The organism is Borreliella chilensis, from assembly GCA_000808095.1.
In the GTDB taxonomy this organism is placed as follows: Bacteria; Spirochaetota; Spirochaetia; order Borreliales; family Borreliaceae; genus Borreliella; species Borreliella chilensis.
The window spans coordinates 685,801-702,960 of sequence record CP009910.1; the positions used below are offsets into that span (position 1 = coordinate 685,801).

Consider the following 17,160-nt stretch of genomic DNA (forward strand, 5'->3'; position numbering starts at 1 on the left):
TGGCGAATGTGTTAAGTTTATGTTAATCTTATAGTGTTAAATATAAATTATTTTATTAACAAAAAGGGGTAAAATTTTTATGGCTAAAGACATATATTTTAATGAGGATGCTAGAAAAAGCTTACTTAGCGGTGTTGAAAAATTATCCAATGCTGTAAAAGTAACTCTTGGGCCAAAAGGGAGAAATGTTCTAATTGATAAAAAGTTCGGCTCTCCAACAGTTACAAAGGATGGAGTTAGCGTTGCTCGTGAGATTGAACTTGAAAATCCGTTTGAAAACATGGGAGCACAGCTTTTAAAAGAAGTTGCTATTAAGACAAATGATGTTGCTGGTGATGGAACAACAACTGCTACTGTGCTTGCTTATGCTATTGCAAGAGAAGGTCTTAAGAATGTGTCTTCAGGAATTAATCCTATTGGGATAAAAAAGGGCATAGATCATGCTGTAAATTTGGCTGCTGAGAAAATTCGTCAGTCTGCAAAGAAAATTACAACAAAGGAAGAGATTGCACAAGTAGCTTCAATTTCTGCTAATAATGACAGTTATATAGGGGAGAAAATTGCTGAGGCAATGGACAAAGTTGGAAAAGATGGGGTTATAACAGTCGAGGAGTCAAAAACTTTTGATACTACGATTTCTTATGTTGAGGGTATGCAATTTGACAGAGGATATCTTTCACCTTATTTTTCCACCAATAAAGAGAACATGAGCGTTAATTTTGATGATGCTTTCATATTGATATATGAGAAAAAGATCAGCTCTATTAAAGAACTTTTGCCAGTTCTTGAGAAAGTTTTAGGAACAAATAAACCTTTATTAATTATTGCTGAAGATATTGAAGGAGATGCTCTTGCTGCTCTTGTTTTAAACAGTGTTAGGGGAGCTTTAAAGGTTTGTGCTATTAAATCGCCTGGTTTTGGTGATAGACGAAAAGCGATGCTTGAAGACATTGCAGTGTTGACTGGCGGTGTTTTAATCAGTGAAGAGCTAGGTCTTACTCTTGAGACGGTTGAGATTGAGCAACTTGGGCAGGCTAAAACTATTAAGGTGGATAAAGACAATACTACTATTATTAATACTGGTAATAAGGAACAAATAAAGGAGCGTTCAGAGCTTATTAAAAAGCAAATTGAAGAATCAACATCTGAATATGATAAGGAAAAGCTTCAAGAGCGCCTTGCAAAGCTTGTTGGCGGCGTTGCTGTTATTAATGTTGGAGCTGTTACTGAGGTAGAGCTTAAAGAGAAAAAGCATAGAGTTGAAGATGCTCTTTCTGCAACTCGTGCTGCTGTTGAAGAGGGTGTTGTTCCTGGTGGTGGATCAACTCTTATTGAAGTTGCCATGTATCTAGATACAATAGATACAAGTAAATTGAGTTATGAAGAGAAACAAGGTTTTGAGATTGTAAAAAGAAGCCTTGAAGAGCCAATGAGACAAATTATTTCAAATGCTGGTTTTGAAGGATCTATTTATATCCATCAAATTAGAACAGAGAAAAAAGGACTTGGATTTGATGCTTCTAGCTTTAAGTGGGTAAATATGATTGAGAGTGGTATAATTGATCCTGCCAAGGTTACAAGAAGTGCACTTCAAAATGCTGCTTCAATTGCGGGACTTTTATTAACAACAGAATGCGCAATCACTGACATTAAAGAAGAGAAAAGTACTTCTGGTGGTGGTGGTTACCCTATGGATCCAGGAATGGGAATGATGTAAATTAAAGTTTCACCGGTGGGATAAAAAAGTCCACTGGTGGAATATTTTATTATTTAAAGGAATTATTTTGAGTGAGGATGAATTTGTTTTTTGTATAGGCTATGATTATTCAAGAGCAATAGTAGATAGGCAGCTTTTAAAAGAAAACAAGGGTAAAAGCGTTAAGGAGCTTTTTGAGCTTGGGCTTTACAGAAGTGCTTTTAGCAAGGCTCTTTATAGAAATGACGATATTCTTATTAATTATTTAATTGAAGAATATAATAAAATAAGCAATTCTAATTATACCAAAAAAGATGATTTAAAGCTTTTATTTGGGGTAGTTTATCCTGATGATCTTAATAAGATAAAAGTAACATACATATAGTAAGGGAGGTTTTGTGTTTTTATTGCAAGAGTTTAGCGGCAATAGTAGCTTTTTCCGAAGTTTGTTAGTTTTTGTGCCTGTTATTGCTATATTTTGGTTTTTAGTGATATCCCCTCAGCGTAAGGAAGAAAAGAATAAAAAAGAGATGATAAAAAATCTAAAAAAAGGCGATAAAGTGTTAACAGTAGGTGGAATTCTAGGAGTTGTAAAAAAATTAGGCGACACGGATGTTGTTTTGGAGCTAAATTCAAATACTGAAGCAGTTTTTGTAAAAAACTCTATTGAAAAAGTTTTGTCTGAAAAAAAATAAAATTAAAAAGGTATTACAATTTAAGATAATATTAGAGCTGGTAGCTAATAATGGTATTTATTAAAAATTTTAAGGATTTGTATGATGAAAAAAGGATCTAAGCTTATATTGATATTGTTGGTGACGGTTTTTGCTTGTCTTTTAATATTTCCGACTTTAAAGTGGTATTTTTTAATGGACATTGAAGATAAGAAAATAAGCTCTTATTCACAAGAGGCTTTAAGAGATTATTCAAAAGAAAAAGCTTTGAATGATCTTAGTAAGCTTAAGGAATTGTATAATAAAGGCCCCAATAGCAGTATTCCAACTAGTCTGTCTTATTTGATTCCAATAGCAAAAAACAATTATAGGTCTTCAATGAAAACCCCACCTAGTTCTTTTACTGCTAAATCTTTGCGTGAGGGATTTTTAACCGATTCGGACATGGGAGAAGTAAGTTTAGAAATTTACAGACATTATGAAAACATAAAGAAAAGTAAAAATAGAATAATACATTTAGGGCTTGATCTTTCTGGGGGGATGAGTGCCACTATTTCTCTTGATTATTCAAATGTTGAAAAAAAATTGGGACGTTCTTTGAGTTTTGCTGAGAAAGAAGACGCTATTTATCGTACAATGCAAATTCTTAAAGAGAGGGTAGATAAATTCGGGCTTACAGAGCCTAAAATTGCAAGAGAGGCTGGGGGAAATAAAATTTTCTTAGATATTCCTGGAGAAAGAGATGAGAGCAGGATAAATACTCTTTTAAGTGGGAAAGGCAATTTGACTTTTTATGTGGTTGATGACGAGCTTACATCTCTTTTGCATAGGAAAATATTAGAAGCTGGTTCTCTTTTTTCTATTTCTGAGATTCAGAAAAATATGAATCTTCCAGACAATAAGCAAATTTTTCCTTGGTATGTTAAAGATTCTTATGGGGTGGATGATGAGTCTTCAGTGCGTTATTATGTAGTTGATATAAGTCTTGAAAATTCATTTGATGGTGCCCACATTAAAGATGCTGGAGTTTCTAATGATCCTAGAACAGGTCGCGATATTGTTGCTTTTAATCTTGATGTTGATGGAAGTGAAAAATTTTTTAAATTCACTCAAAAGAATGTTGGAAAATCTTTGGCTGTTGTTATGGAAGGTAAAATTAAGTCTGTGGCAGGAATTGGATATGCTATTACTGGTGGGAATGTTTCGATTCAGGGTGATTCTTTTGATAAAAAAGAGGCTTTAGATCTTGCCCTAGTGTTTAAAACCGCAGCTTTTCCAGTTGGTATTAAAATAGATGATTTAAGGATAATAGGGCCCACTCTTGGTGTTAAGACTATTGATCTTGGTATTAAAGCTTCTGTGCTCGCTCTTTGTTTAGTTTTTTTGTTTATGTGTGTTTACTATGGATTGAGTGGCTTTGTAGCCGGATTTTCACTTGTCATTTATAATGTATTTTTGATTTTAGCAATATTGTCGGCTTTTAATTTTACTTTAACTTTAACAAGTATTGCAGGTCTTGTTTTGACAATGGGTATGGCTGTCGACATAAATATAGTTATTTATGAGAGAATTAAAGAAGAAATTAGAGAAGGTAGAAAATTTGAAAATGCTTTTGAGGATGGTTTTAGAAAGGCCTTTTTATCCATTATGGATGCAAATATAACAACATTTATTGCAGTGCTTTTTTTAACTCTTCTTGGAACAGGAGTTATTCAAGGCTTTGCTTGGTCTCTTTCTGTTGGCATTGTGGCATCCCTTTTTAGCAGCTTAATTTTTTCAAGATTTATTTTGGAATTTATTATATCTGTTAGAAAAAGCAAATTTATAAGTATATCTTGGAGTTCAAAATATGCAAAGAGTAATTAATTTTTCAAAATATGGAAGCAATGTTTTAATTGTTAGTGTTGTTTTGACATTGGTTGGACTTATTTATACTTTTTTTTATCATGGTGGATACAATTGGGGAATAGATTTTTCTTCTGGAGTTAATATTAATCTTTCAATAGAAAAATCAGGTATTAAAGAAAATGAAATCAAAAGCATATTCTCTCCTATTTATAAGACTTTAGATGTTAATAGTATTGTTTCGCCTGATGAGAATAAAAGTGAGTTCTCTATTACGGTAAAGTCAGATGTCATTGATTATGCTTTTAAAACAGAAGTTCAAAAAACAATAATGGATGAACTTAAAAAAGCATTTGATGCTAATGTTGAAGTTTTGGATTCTTATTTTATTGATTCAAGTTTTTCTTCTACTTTGAGAATTAAGTCAATATTCCTAGTGTTAGGAACGTTTACTCTAATTTTGATTTACATAACTTTAAGATTTAAATTAAGTTATGCTATTGCTTCTATACTTTCAACATTTCATGATATATTTTTTATAGCTGCTTTTTTAGGAGTATTTAGGATAGAGATCAATAGTTCTATTATTGTCGCAATATTAACCATTATTGGATATTCTTTAAACGATACAATAATTATTTTTGATAGGATTAGAGATAATGTTAAGCGATTAACCGATAACGCATTTTTAAATGTGTTAAATATCAGTATTAATCAAACTTTATCAAGAACTATTTTAACATCGTTTACAACGTTTGTTGCGGTATTTTCTATCTATGTGTTTACTGAAGGGTCTATAAAAGATTTTTCTTTGGTGTTTATGGTAGGAGTAATTGTTGGAACTTATTCTTCTATTTTCATAGCGTCTCCGATACTTTTAAATCTGTACAAAAAGATAAAGTAGGTCTTTGAATAAGATGATATTACGGCATGAAGTTTTTTGATTTTGGTTCGTTAGGATTTTATAGATTTTTTGATTTTCAAAAATATCTTAATTTTAGTATTTTTAGATATAGTTTAATCAATTATTATTCTTATCGAGAACAGTCTAGCCTTATTAACGATGCTAATTTGCTTAAAGACAAGCTTGTTTTTTTAGATAAGATTTATAGGGATTTTAATCCCAATGTTGGTCAATCTTGGGATGCTAATAAAGCTATTTTTTTAGATACTTTGCTTATTATTAAAAATTTGATAAGAAAATATCATCCTGATTCAGAATTTTTAGATATCCAAGAAGACGAATTATTGAAAGATGTTGCTCATTTTAATAAGTTTTTAGATAAGCTTAAATATTTAAATTTTAGGGTAGATCTTAAGCAAAAAATTGAAAATTTTGAAAAAAAGAGTAAAACTCCGTTTTCTTGTATAAGAATTGCTACATTTTTTATTCAGGAAGAATTTTTAGATCGACTTAATAATTCATTAGATTTTTTTTCCAATGAGGCTAATAGTAATAATTTAGATGTAATTAATAAAGAAATTAATGATTATTATGACAAAGTAGAGCAAATTAAAAAAAGTAAAAATATTAAAGAGACCCATAAGAAATTTATTATAGATCATACAAAAGAGAGAATTGATAAAATCATGAAAGATCATAGTCTGGATCTTTCCAAGTTGCTCATAAAAATTGCTTTGCTTGAGATTACAATCCAATGTTTTGATAGTTATTATTTAAATTTATTAGAAACTTTACAAATTCTTTTATCTATTAATAATATAATTGAAATCGGTTTAAGTGAATTACCAGATGCTATTTTTAATGAGTGGAATGAACTTATTTATTTACGAAGAAAAGAGTTTCAAAAATTTGTTTTAATCTCTGATTATGTTTTTCAAAAAAGGATTGTATCTACTATCAATTCTGGAAATTGGAAGTTTGCCTTTTTCACACTTGCTCCTAGACAAGGAGATGTTTTTCAATTTTCAGTGGATATTGCTAAGAATTTTGATAATATTGAGGATGGAATCAAGGAATATGAGTCCAAGATAAATAAATTTAATGAATACAGGTCAGGTTGGGAGGCAAATTTAAAAAGCTTTGATCATTTGTTTGCAGAAACGCTTTAACTATATATTTCTTTTAATCTTTCGTAAATAGTTTTTACTTCATTATTTATTATTTTGGGAATTTTTACCATTAGAGTAACTTTAAGATCTCCTTTTGAACCACTTCCAATTATGGGCATTCCTAATCCTTTTAAGCTAAGAATTTCTCCATTTTTTGCATCTACAGGAATTTTAAGCTTTATTTTTTTTCCTTCAATTGTTTCAAATAGTTTTTCGCAACCTAGAGCTATTTCCCACGGATAAACTTCTATTATTGTTTCTAAGTTTTTTCCATTCAGCTTGAAGTTTTTATAGCTTGATATGGTAAATTTGACTATTAAGCTTCCTTTTCCTCCAGAGATTGGATTTAAGGGGCCTTTGTTGTTTATTTTTATTTTGGTTGTTTCTAATGTTCCTTTTGGGATTATTATTTCTATTTTTTGGTTGTTTATAAGTATTATTTTTTTACCCCCCATATAAGCATCATAAAGTGAAATATTTATAGTTATTTCTTTGTCTGTAGTTTTTCTTGAAGATCCACCAAAAATTTTGGAAAAAAAATCCAAATCTTCAAAATTGCTAAATCCTGTGGTTTTAAATTCTCTTTCAAAATGGTCGCTGTTGTCATTAAAATTGGTAGTACCTAAGGTGTCGTAAGTTCTTTTTTTATCAGGAGAAGATAAAATTTCATAAGCTTCATTTATTTCTTTAAACTTTTCTTCAGCTATTTTGTTTCCCTTGTTTTTGTCTGGGTGATATTTAATTGCCAATTTTTTATAGGCTTTTTTAATTTCTTCATTACTAGCATTTTTTTGTATTCCAAGTATATTATAATAGTCTTTGGTCATTAAGAAATCTCCTTTAAATCCCCTGTATTTATTATAGCTTTTAAAGATATTTTTAATATTTGTACTTTATATATGTTATAATTAAACTTAAATTTTTAAAAGACCAATTATGAGAGTAGATCTTTTATCTCTTAGCGAGTTAAGTCTTTATATTAATATGTCATTTTGTTGTAAAGATTTAAACATTTTTAATAGAATTTTAGGGGAATTAAAGAATCATTTAATCTTGTTAGGTCATCCAATGGTAAAAACACTTTACATTAAGCACTTAGATTTTTATTTATGTAGGCAAGATAATTTAAAATTTATTTTAAATTCTTTGTCCAAGTGTATTAATTTAGATTTATTGGAAGAATTTACTTTAGAAATTATTCCGTATTATGTTGATTTTGAAAAATTTAAACTTTTAGATGAATTTTGTATTACTCGAATTAATCTTAATCTTCAAAGTTTTTCTTTAAAATTTAGAAAGATTATGGGAATGCCTGAAATTTCTTATAAAAAAATAAATACTCTAATTAATAATATTAGAAAGTTTCCTTTTGATTTAAATATTGATATGACTATTAATATTCCTTCGCAAAAAAAATACCATCTCAAATGTGATTTGAAAGAGTTGCTATTATATGCTCCCGAGCATGTTTGTTTTAGTGAGTTCATATATGAAGATGTGCGACTTATTTTGAGAGATTTTGATTGTTCTGTTCATAATGACGGCATTGATTCTGAAAATCTGTGGTTTTGTGCCTTAGAGTGTTTAGAATCTAATGGATATATTAATTATGAAATTTCTAATTTTGCATTTAAGGGGCATGAGAGTAAGCATAATAAGCTAAATTGGGAGTTAAAACCATATTTAGGATTGGGATTATATGCTGTAAGCTTGCTTTTTTGCAATGACAAGGACAATAATGTAAGAGCTTTGATTAGAAAAGCTAGTAGTTCTTTTGAAGCAAACAATCATTTAGCAACTTTTGAATTACTAGAAGATTTAGAGTTTTTTGTTTATCATTTTATTCAAGGACTTGGAACCGCTAAAGGTGTCAACTTGCGGTTTCTTAGGAGCAAGTTTGAGTATGATGAAAAACAATTTTTTCAATTTATTAATTATTGCTCAACTTTAAGCAGAAAGCTTGTTTTTGATAATAATATTATGCTATTAAAAGGGAACGAAAGGTTTAAGTTAGATTTTTATTTAGTAAAAATTATAAACTATTTTAATGATAATTTTTTTAAAGTGAAGCTTAAGCATCCTTGATTTGTTTGTTTTGGTAATAAACTATTTTTGTGTTTTTGTGATTGAATATTCCAATTTCAAGTATGCCCGGAAATAGCTTGAAGTATTTTTCTGTTCCTTCAGGATTTTCTACGTGCATTTTTACATCTAAAATATAATTATTGTTGTCAGTTATGATGGGACCTTTTTTTTCGCTACAAATTCTTAAGGTTGCGTTTAAATTCATTTCTTCAAGTCTAGTCATGATAAATCCGACAGCACTTTGGGCAATTTCCATGGGAATAGGCATTTTTGTTCCCAATTTTTTCACAATTTTTGTTTCATCTGCTATTATTAGTAATGTTTCTGAATTGTAAGCTACTACTTTCTCCATCAAGTGTGCGCCCCCCATTCCTTTTATTAGGCTTTTTTTTTCTAAAAGGATTTCATCAGCTCCATCAATTGCAATGTCTAGACTTCTGTTAAGTTTTGAAAAATTTGATTCATAAGGAATTTGCTCTTTTGAGAGTAAGTATTTTGTATCGCTACTTGTTGTGTAGAATTTTAAATTTTTTAAGTTGCCCGATTTTAGTTTTTCACTTAAATATTTTATTGCATAATAAACAGTTGTGCCTGTTCCGATTCCAAGATTCATATTGTTTTTGATATAGTGATCAATTGCGTATTTTGCTACTAATTTTTTTTGACTTTCCATAAAGTTTGTTCCTTGCTTTAGTGAACTTAAAGCTCAATTTATTTTAAAGTATATCATTATTTAATTAAGGTTGAAATCTTGACTAGATTTTATGCTAATTTATAATTATTAGTATTAGTAAATAAAATAATATTCTAGGAGATTTTATGTATAAATTAGTTTTAGTGCGGCATGGAGAGAGTGAGTGGAACAGAGAAAATCTTTTTACTGGCTGGACAGATGTTAAACTTTCTGATAAAGGCGTTGATGAGGCTTTGGAGGCAGGTTTGCTACTCAAGCAGGAAGGTTATTCTTTTGATATTGCTTTTAGCTCTTTATTGTCAAGGGCTAATGATACTTTAAATATTATTTTGCGAGAATTAGGTCAATCTTATATTAGTATTAAAAAAACTTGGAGATTGAATGAAAGGCATTATGGAGCTTTACAAGGTTTAAATAAGTCAGAAACAGCTGCAAAATACGGAGAAGATAAAGTTTTAATTTGGAGGCGTAGTTACGATGTGCCCCCAATGCCTTTAAAAGAGTCTGATAATCGTCATCCAATAAGAGATACAAGGTATAAGTATATTCCTAAAAGGGAACTTCCTTCAACAGAATGTCTTAAAGATACTGTTGCAAGAGTAATTCCGTATTGGACTGATGAGATTGCAAAAGAAATTCTTGAAGACAAAAAAGTTATTGTTGCTGCTCATGGAAATTCTTTAAGGGCTCTTGTTAAATATCTTGATAATTTAAGTGAAGAAGATGTTTTAAAGCTTAACATTCCGACGGGTATTCCTTTAGTTTACGAATTAGATAAAGATTTAAATCCTGTTAAGCATTACTATTTAGGTGATGAGAGTAAGATTAAAAAGGCAATGGAATCTGTTGCTAGTCAAGGAAAGTTAAAATAATATTCTATTTATTTGGGTTAAAATTGTTAATAAGTCATATATATATGACTTATTTTTTTATTATTATTTAAGGTTTAAATATATTTGCTTACAATCTCTTTAAAACGATCAATACCGATTATTTTGATAAATCCGGCTAATTTGGGGCCTTTTTCTTTGTCGATTAAAATTTTATAAATTTGTTTAAAAAACAAAGCGGGCTCTATATTATTTTCTCTTGAAATTTTATATATTTCGTTTTGGATGTCTTGTTCTGTAGTAATTTCAAAATTTTTCTTTAAAAAATCCATAAGTTCATTCACTGCTTTTTTGCTATCTTCTTTTAGTATTTCTATATTATCGAATTTAGATCTTAATGAAAATTTGAAATCTTCAGGTGCAAAATCTCTTATCCAATTAATTGCACATTTGATTTTATTTATCAGTTTTTCTTTTTGATCATCTTGAACGTTTTTTAGGTAGTTTAGAATTTTGCTTATATTATTTTCAAATATTTGACAAATTACGCTTAAATGTCTAAATCCGATTTGATAAGGAATTGTTTTGCTTGGTTTGTATGGTTGAGATAGTTCATAAATTCTTTTAAAGGCTCTTTTTTTTTCTTCTTTTATATCCTCTACTCCATAATAGATTCTTTCAAACTTGTCATAATCTTCATATATTTTAATTACGTCAAGATCAAATGATATTGAAAATTCAGTATTTGGCTTTGTAGCGGCAAATAAAAATCTTGTAACCTCAGGAGTATAGATTTCAAGGACATCTTTAAGTGATATGACATTTCCTGATGAGGAGGATATTTTTCCACCACGTCCTTTTATTGAAATAAAGTCATATTGAAATGTTACAGGGGGACTACCTTTAAAAATTTTTACAATATTTTTAGATGTATCAAAACTGCCGCCACTGCTGTGGTGATCTTTTCCTGCAGGCTCAAAATCAACTTTTTCATATTTCCATCTCATGGGCCAATCTATTCTCCAGGGGAGCTTAATGGCCCATGTAGTTCTTATGTCCAGAGATTCTAGGTTTCCACATTCACATGAGTATTCAACAGAATAATGGTTATCGTAATTATTTACAGTTGTTGTGTCTTTATTACATTTTGTACAAAATATACTGATTGGGTACCAGCTTTCTTCAAGCTTTGAAGTTCTATATTCGTTTAAAGCCTCAGAGAGTTCTTTTTTATGATTAAGTGCAAATTTTATTTGGCTTGCATAGACATTTTTAGTATATTGTTTGCTTTGGTCAATGAATTCAGGGTTAATTCCTACTATAGGCAGATATTTTTCAAATTCAATTTCATTGGCTCTTGCGTAGCTTGTCTTGTGGCTTCTTGTGTCAGGAACCCTTGTTATTGCTTGTCTTAAATAAGTTGCAAGAAGTTCTTGTTCTGGCATATTTTTGGGAACTTTTCGAAACACATCATAATTATCCCAAGAGTAAATAAATCTTACTTTTGATCCAGAGTCTTTTAAAGCTCTTGCTACAAGGTCTACCGAGATAACTTCTCTGAAATTACCAATGTGTACAGTCCCAGATGGAGTAATTCCTGATGCAACTGTGTACAAGTCTTTTGGACCTTTTTCTTTTTTTATTTTTTCTGCGTAAAAATCTGCCCAGTGTGCTGTCTTCACGTTTTATCCCCAGCCCAAATTTTAGCATTTTATTTTTCAATTTTCAAGAATTTGCAAAATTATAGTTAAATATTAATTTATAAGTCTTTTTATTAATTTATCTTCTTTGTTCCAATTTTTTTTTAGTTTTACCTGAAGAAATAGATTGCATTTTGTTTCGAAAATTTTTGAGATTGTTTTTCTTGATCTTTCACCAATTGATTTTATTTCTTTTCCATTTTTCCCCACGATTATTCCTTTTTGACTTTCATTAGCTACAAAAATATTTGCTCTGATAAAAAGGCTTTCTTTTTTATTTTCCAAGGTGTCAATATCTACATACAAAGAATAGGGAAGTTCTTCTTTTAGGTTTTCGATTGCTTTTTCTCTTATTATTTCACTAATCCTAAAATTTATTTCTTGGTCTGTATAGTATTCTTGTGGATAATAAAGTGGACCTTCTGAAAAATTTTCATAAATTTTATTTTTTAATTCTTCTGTATTAATGTTTTTTTCAGCAGATATTTTAATTATATTTGTATCTTCTATTCCCTGGTTTTTTAGAAATTGTGTTATTTCTTCTATTTTTGTATTTTTAAGATCAACCTTATTAAGTAGTACTAAAAATTTAATTTTAGAATTTTTAATTATTTCTAACATTTTATTTTCTTCCTCTCCAGGCTTGTCTTGAATGTCAATTATGTATAGAATAAGTTCAACTTCTCCGATTGAAGAGTGTATGTTTTTCATCATTGCAATATTAAACTTTTTTTTGCTTAGATGAAATCCCGGTGTGTCTATGAAAATAATTTGTCCTCTGTCATCTGTAAAGATTCCTTTTATTTTATTTCTAGTTGTTTGTGGAATAGGTGATATGATTGATATTTTATGTCCACATATTGAATTTAAAAGGGTAGATTTTCCAGTTGATGGTCTACCAAGTATTGCTGCAAATCCCGATTTCATATTTTAGCGTTCCTTAAATATGTAATATTAATACAGTTTTTATTATAATTAATTTATGTTATTTTAGATACTTTATTTTTAAGTAAAATTTGAGGAATTTTCGTTTGGCAAAAGTAAATTTTGAAGTTTTTTGTGAGCAATGTGGTGAAAAAGTTGGACTTAATAGGTCTGTTTGTCCTAATTGTGCTGCTAAGCTTGGTGATATTGAATGTCCAAATTGTCGGCATGTAGGCCCAGTTTCTGCTTTTGGAGAGGGTTGTCCTAATTGTCACTACAGTCCTTTTGAAGAGCTTAAAGAAAAACCCTTCAAAAGAAAAGAAAGAGTAAAAATGATGGGTGATGGAATAGTTTCTAAAGTCTTTGTAAGGCTTTTTAATTTTGGGATTAATGTAAATATTTTGCTTTATTTATTTTCTAGTTTTTTATTTGTTATACTTTTCCTTTATATTGTTTACGGCTAAAGGCATTGTATGGGCATTACAGTTTTTTATTTATTTTCTATTTTTACATCTTTTGTTATGGGTTCTAGTATGGAGTCTGTTAAGGATAATGTTAGCAAAAGTACTATTTTTTATTATGATATCGAAGAAGTTGAATTTCCTTATGCTCAGAAACAGACTTTACAATTTATCGCTAAAACTCATTTAAAATATGCTGTTTTTAATTTTGATAAAAATAAAATGTTTTCGTATACTTTTGTTTTTGATAAAAAATTAATATCTCAGTATTCAATTTTTCTTGAAGTAAAGAAAAAGTTTGGCGAGGCTACATTGGCAACACCTTTAAATTATTTTTGGGATCTTGGTGAGTGTATTATTGTTTTAAATAAAAATATTTTAAGAATGACTTTAAAGTCTTATATTGCAAATTATAATAAATGATTTTCAATAGGGTTGATAATTGAAAAAGATTTTAAAACTTTTTTTATGTTTGGTTGCACCTATATCTTTCTTGTCTTTTACTGATCATTTTTATGATAAAGAAGTTGTTATAAATAAAGTTAAATTTTTTGTAAAAATAGCTTCCAATGAATTTGATAGAGCAAAAGGTTATATGGGTACTAAAAAAGTTGAATATGGAAATGGAATGCTTTTTGTTTTTAAAAACGAGCAAAATTTATCTTTTTGGATGGAAAATACACCTTTGGCGCTTGAAATAGCTTATATTGATTCAAAGGGAGTTATTAAAGAGCTTTATGATTTAGAGCCATATTCTAAAGCAAATGTTAATTCTATTTATAAGTCAAAATATGCTCTTGAGCTTCCAAGAGGCTCATTTTCTAAATTTAAAATAAAAATAGGTGATAAGGTGCATTTTTGCTTTGATATTAATTCTTTATCAGTAGAATAATTTTAAATTATTGGGCTTTGATTTCTTGGAGTTCTTCTTCGATTTGATCTTCTTTAAGTTCATTTTTATTAGATTCTTTTATTAGATTTGGTATTTCTTGATTTAAAGCGGGCTGTTCATTTAAAGCTTTATTTTCAATGCTATTTGTTTCAGCATGATTAACGTTTTCATTGTTAGTAGTTATTATTTTTTTAAAAATAGTTATTGTTGAGGCGATTTCGTCAATTGCATCAAGCAAAAATGTTTCGTTTGCAAATTCTTCTGCTTTTACAATATATACTAAAGAGTTAATCCCTCTTTCTGCATTATGAATAATCTCCCAGGATCCTAGCACTCTGTTATTATAGCTGTCGCTCATTAGGGATTCAGATATTTCTTTAATTTTTTGTGAGTTTACGTCAAATGCTTTGACAATGCCAAATATTTCTCTTATTTTTGAATTTTTATATGAGTTTAGTCTGGATCTAATGATCACGTCTTCTCTCTCGTTATTGTTTATGTCTTTAAACACTATAAAGTCATTTTCTGGATCTATTTTATATTCAATTTTATTTTTATCTAAAAATTTTTTAATTCTCCTGTCATATTGTATGTTCTTATTGTTACAAGAAATGAGTGTAAAAATGATAATAATTATGCTATAGAATAATGCACTCATATACATTATTCTTGGAATTAACATTGTATTATTTGACATATGATTATTATAATTTAATTGTGAGGATTTTAAAAGTAATTTATGCGTCTTCAAAGTAGCGACTATTCATATACTGTTGTTCAATCTAAAAATAATTATTCACAAAAATCTTCTTTTGGAATTTCTTTTGTAATATTAAGCAGAGGAACAAAAATTTTTAGAGAGGATTTGTTTGAATTTCTATCAAATTTTGAATTTATAAGAGAGATAATTTCAATTGAAAAACAGAGTAATAGAAGTTCTTTACAGTTTATCTCAGAAAGTTATGGTAAATTAAAATTTATTTTACTGTCCGATGATTTGAATTCTGGGGAAAAGGTTAATTTGGCAATGAAAGAATCCAGTTGTGATTTTGTTTTTGTTTTGCAAAGTGATATGTACTTATTAAATCCTTTTTGGATTCCAAATATATTTGATGAAATAGTTAAAAAAAATGTCCTTCTTGTTGGAGGTGAATTTTTCGATAAAGAAGAGGAAATGATTCCCTCAATCTTTCTTCCCAGTATAGATAAACAGCAAAAGTTTAAGGTAATTTTAGTAAATTCTGAGAAAGACTATGAAAAAACTTTGATTACCATGGATTATTGTGGACTTTATTCTAAGGAGAAGTTTTTGCAGCTTGGAGGTTTTGACAGAAGAATTCAAAATGAATATTTTCAAAGAATAGATTTTGGACTAAGAGCTGTTTATTTTGGTGAGCATATTTATATTTATAGAAAACTAAGAATTCAATATACTGCATTAAATTCGCCAGAGAATTTAACTAAAAATAAAAGTTTTTTGATTTTTTTGCTTAAGAATTATGTCCCAATTTTTGTTGGAAATGGTGTTATTTTTTCTTTTTTGAGGTTTTGTAAGATTTGTCTAAAATATAAAATTAATCCTTTTCTTTTCCAAAAAGAGTTTAAAGAAATAAAAGATGAGATTACTAGGAATAGCTTAAGATTCAAGGGAGATTTAAAGAGTGCCATTGAGCTTTGGGAAAACGATATTATTGATTGATTTGTTATTGCTGTCATATTTAAATTTATATTCCAAGCCCCTTGATTACTTAAATGTTCTTGATTTTTTTGATGTTAATGTTTTTAAATTTGATTTTAACATTGAAAGTGATGTTTTTACAATTGAAAATGAGAAGGGGTATTTAAAGTTTAGAGTGGGCTTTGAATATGCACTTACATCTTCTGGTTATTATATGTTTATAGATCCTATTATTGATATTAGTGGAGAAATTTTAATAAGCAAAAAAGTATTAAAACAAATTGAAAATTATTTTGGATCTCTTAAAGATTATAATAAACCAAGAATTACTTCGATAATCATTGATCCTGGACATGGTGGACATGATTCTGGTGCTGTTGTAACCTTAAAAATAAATGGTTATGATGTTGTGCTTCAAGAAAAAGATTTTGCATTAACCTATTCTATTTATTTATCTAAAATTTTAAGTAATTATTTTGTAAATAAAAATATTTTGTTAACTCGTATAGATGATGTGTTTTTGACTTTAAAAGAGCGATCGGAATTTGCGAATGCAATAAAGCCAAATTTTCCAAATAATGTTATATTTTTATCCATACATGCTAATGATGCTCCAAATAATGAAGCTAGAGGGATTGAATTTTGGTATCTTCCCAAGGATTCAAAAAGAGAAGTTATTAAAGATTTTAAGGGATATGATATTAAAGGGAATAGATACTTAAGTGAGCTTAATGATATACTGGATATTAAATATAAATATGAATCTAAAAGATTGGCTGAGATTTTATATAAAGTATTTAAAAATGAGTTAAGCGAAACTAATATTAGGCCAATTAGAGAAGAGCAGTGGTTTGTAATAAAAAATAGTAGTATGCCTGCTGTATTGATTGAAATGGGGTTTTTATCCAATATTTTAGATGCCAAATTAATTTTGGATTATAATTATATGAGCAAGTTTAATGTCTTAATACTTAAATCTTTAGTGGAATTTATAAATTTTTATGAAAAATAATATTTCGGATGTATTTTTTAAATATAATTTAGTGGTTTATAAATTTTTAAATTTGAAAAAAGAGCATACGGTTAGAATCCTTTTGGGGATCTTATTAGCAAGTTTTTTGTTTTCTATTTGTATGATTTTTTTAAATTATGATAATCTTTTTTCAAAAAGGGTTTTTTATTTTCATTCTAGCAAGGGGTTTGTTGCTAATTTAAGGTATTTAAGAGATGGAAAAATTTTGAAGGATAATTTAGATCTTTTAGTAAAAGATTTTCTCTTAGGAAGTAATGAAGGATTTTCTTTTGGTTTTTCATTAAGTGATACAAGATTTTTATATTCTTTTTTAAATAATGGAGTTTATTACATAAATCTTTCAAGAGAGTTTTATGATTCTTTTAATAATGATGATTATCATGAATCTTATGGGTCTTTTGATGTTAAGGTTAATCTGTTTGCTGTGTCTTTAATAAAAACAATACGCTTTAACTATCCTGGTAAGGCAGAAAAGCTTGTTATTCTTGTTGAAGGGTGTATGCTGAGGGAGCAAAGTTGATAAATTTTATTTTACTAATAATAACAATTAAAAAAAGAAAATTTTATAAAGGATT

The 17,160-nt window shown here is 28.6% G+C and carries 19 protein-coding genes; 14 read left to right on the forward strand and 5 right to left on the reverse strand.

Annotation, left to right across the window (positions count from 1 at the left end; genetic code table 11):
* Positions 1–79: 79 nt before the first annotated feature.
* From groEL to OY14_03275, 6 genes are all read left to right on the forward strand, one after another.
* Complete coding sequence (gene groEL, locus OY14_03250) at positions 80–1,717, forward strand: molecular chaperone GroEL (GenBank protein AJA90440.1); 1,638 nt, start codon at positions 80–82, stop codon at positions 1,715–1,717.
* Positions 1,718–1,784: 67 nt separating this feature from the next.
* A complete protein-coding gene (locus OY14_03255) occupies positions 1,785–2,081 on the forward strand; it encodes a hypothetical protein (protein AJA90441.1) in 297 nt (98 codons plus the stop codon).
* A gap of 13 nt (positions 2,082–2,094) precedes the next feature.
* Positions 2,095–2,391, forward strand: coding sequence for a membrane protein (locus OY14_03260; GenBank protein AJA90442.1), 297 nt, complete (start codon positions 2,095–2,097; stop codon positions 2,389–2,391).
* An 84-nt stretch (positions 2,392–2,475) separates the two neighbouring features.
* Positions 2,476–4,236, forward strand: coding sequence for a preprotein translocase subunit SecD (locus OY14_03265; GenBank protein ID AJA90443.1), 1,761 nt, complete (start codon positions 2,476–2,478; stop codon positions 4,234–4,236).
* Positions 4,220–5,119, forward strand: a complete 900-nt coding sequence (locus OY14_03270; protein ID AJA90444.1) for a preprotein translocase subunit SecF — start codon at positions 4,220–4,222, stop codon at positions 5,117–5,119. The genes OY14_03265 and OY14_03270 overlap by 17 nt, the downstream gene beginning before the upstream one ends.
* Positions 5,120–5,145: 26 nt before the next feature.
* Positions 5,146–6,288, forward strand: coding sequence for a hypothetical protein (locus OY14_03275; GenBank protein AJA90445.1), 1,143 nt, complete (start codon positions 5,146–5,148; stop codon positions 6,286–6,288).
* Here OY14_03275 and OY14_03280 read toward each other — a convergent pair.
* Positions 6,285–7,115 carry a molecular chaperone DnaJ gene (locus tag OY14_03280; protein AJA90446.1) on the reverse strand — a complete coding sequence of 277 codons (831 nt, stop codon included), beginning with the start codon at positions 7,113–7,115 and terminating at the stop codon, positions 6,285–6,287. The two genes, OY14_03275 and OY14_03280, sit on opposite strands and share 4 nt — an antisense overlap.
* A gap of 109 nt (positions 7,116–7,224) precedes the next feature.
* On the opposite strand from OY14_03280, the gene OY14_03285 reads away from it, so the two are divergent.
* Positions 7,225–8,373 carry a coproporphyrinogen III oxidase gene (locus OY14_03285; protein AJA90447.1) on the forward strand — a complete coding sequence of 383 codons (1,149 nt, stop codon included), beginning with the start codon at positions 7,225–7,227 and terminating at the stop codon, positions 8,371–8,373.
* Here the strand turns inward: OY14_03285 and OY14_03290 are convergent.
* Positions 8,360–9,046: a ribose 5-phosphate isomerase gene (locus OY14_03290; protein AJA90448.1), complete on the reverse strand. Its 687-nt coding sequence runs from the start codon at positions 9,044–9,046 to the stop codon at positions 8,360–8,362. The two genes, OY14_03285 and OY14_03290, sit on opposite strands and share 14 nt — an antisense overlap.
* A 146-nt stretch (positions 9,047–9,192) precedes the next feature.
* Here OY14_03290 and gpmA point away from each other — a divergent pair, with 146 nt between their 5' ends.
* Complete coding sequence (gene gpmA / locus OY14_03295; GenBank protein AJA90449.1) at positions 9,193–9,939, forward strand: phosphoglyceromutase; 747 nt, start codon at positions 9,193–9,195, stop codon at positions 9,937–9,939.
* 74 nt (positions 9,940–10,013) lie between these two features.
* On the opposite strand, the gene OY14_03300 is transcribed toward gpmA, so the two are convergent.
* Positions 10,014–11,579, reverse strand: a complete 1,566-nt coding sequence (locus OY14_03300; protein ID AJA90450.1) for a lysyl-tRNA synthetase — start codon at positions 11,577–11,579, stop codon at positions 10,014–10,016.
* A gap of 72 nt (positions 11,580–11,651) precedes the next feature.
* Entirely contained in the window at positions 11,652–12,524 is an 873-nt protein-coding gene (locus tag OY14_03305) for a GTPase Era (GenBank protein AJA90451.1), read from the reverse strand.
* 104 nt (positions 12,525–12,628) lie between these two features.
* Between OY14_03305 and OY14_03310 the strand changes: the two genes are divergently transcribed.
* The 3 genes from OY14_03310 to OY14_03320 are packed head-to-tail and all read left to right on the forward strand — an operon-like array spanning position 12,629 to position 13,874.
* The gene (locus OY14_03310; protein AJA90452.1) at positions 12,629–12,985 is read left to right on the forward strand and encodes a hypothetical protein; all 357 of its coding nucleotides are present in this window, start codon (positions 12,629–12,631) and stop codon (positions 12,983–12,985) included.
* A 9-nt stretch (positions 12,986–12,994) separates the two neighbouring features.
* Positions 12,995–13,405: a hypothetical protein gene (locus OY14_03315; GenBank protein AJA90453.1), complete on the forward strand. Its 411-nt coding sequence runs from the start codon at positions 12,995–12,997 to the stop codon at positions 13,403–13,405.
* A 19-nt stretch (positions 13,406–13,424) separates the two neighbouring features.
* Positions 13,425–13,874, forward strand: coding sequence for a hypothetical protein (locus tag OY14_03320; GenBank protein ID AJA90454.1), 450 nt, complete (start codon positions 13,425–13,427; stop codon positions 13,872–13,874).
* A gap of 7 nt (positions 13,875–13,881) precedes the next feature.
* Here the strand turns inward: OY14_03320 and OY14_03325 are convergent, their stop codons facing one another.
* Positions 13,882–14,556, reverse strand: coding sequence for a hypothetical protein (locus OY14_03325; protein ID AJA90455.1), 675 nt, complete (start codon positions 14,554–14,556; stop codon positions 13,882–13,884).
* Between the two features lie 57 nt (positions 14,557–14,613).
* On the opposite strand from OY14_03325, the gene OY14_03330 reads away from it, so the two are divergent.
* Genes OY14_03330 through OY14_03340 form a run of 3 tightly spaced genes read left to right on the forward strand, consistent with a single transcriptional unit; the run spans position 14,614 to position 17,105 of the window.
* The gene (locus OY14_03330; protein ID AJA90456.1) at positions 14,614–15,573 is read left to right on the forward strand and encodes a hypothetical protein; all 960 of its coding nucleotides are present in this window, start codon (positions 14,614–14,616) and stop codon (positions 15,571–15,573) included.
* Positions 15,566–16,564: an N-acetylmuramoyl-L-alanine amidase gene (locus OY14_03335; protein AJA90652.1), complete on the forward strand. Its 999-nt coding sequence runs from the start codon at positions 15,566–15,568 to the stop codon at positions 16,562–16,564. The genes OY14_03330 and OY14_03335 overlap by 8 nt, the downstream gene beginning before the upstream one ends.
* Positions 16,554–17,105, forward strand: coding sequence for a flagellar filament outsheath protein (locus OY14_03340; GenBank protein ID AJA90457.1), 552 nt, complete (start codon positions 16,554–16,556; stop codon positions 17,103–17,105). The genes OY14_03335 and OY14_03340 overlap by 11 nt, the downstream gene beginning before the upstream one ends.
* Positions 17,106–17,160: the final 55 nt, after the last annotated feature.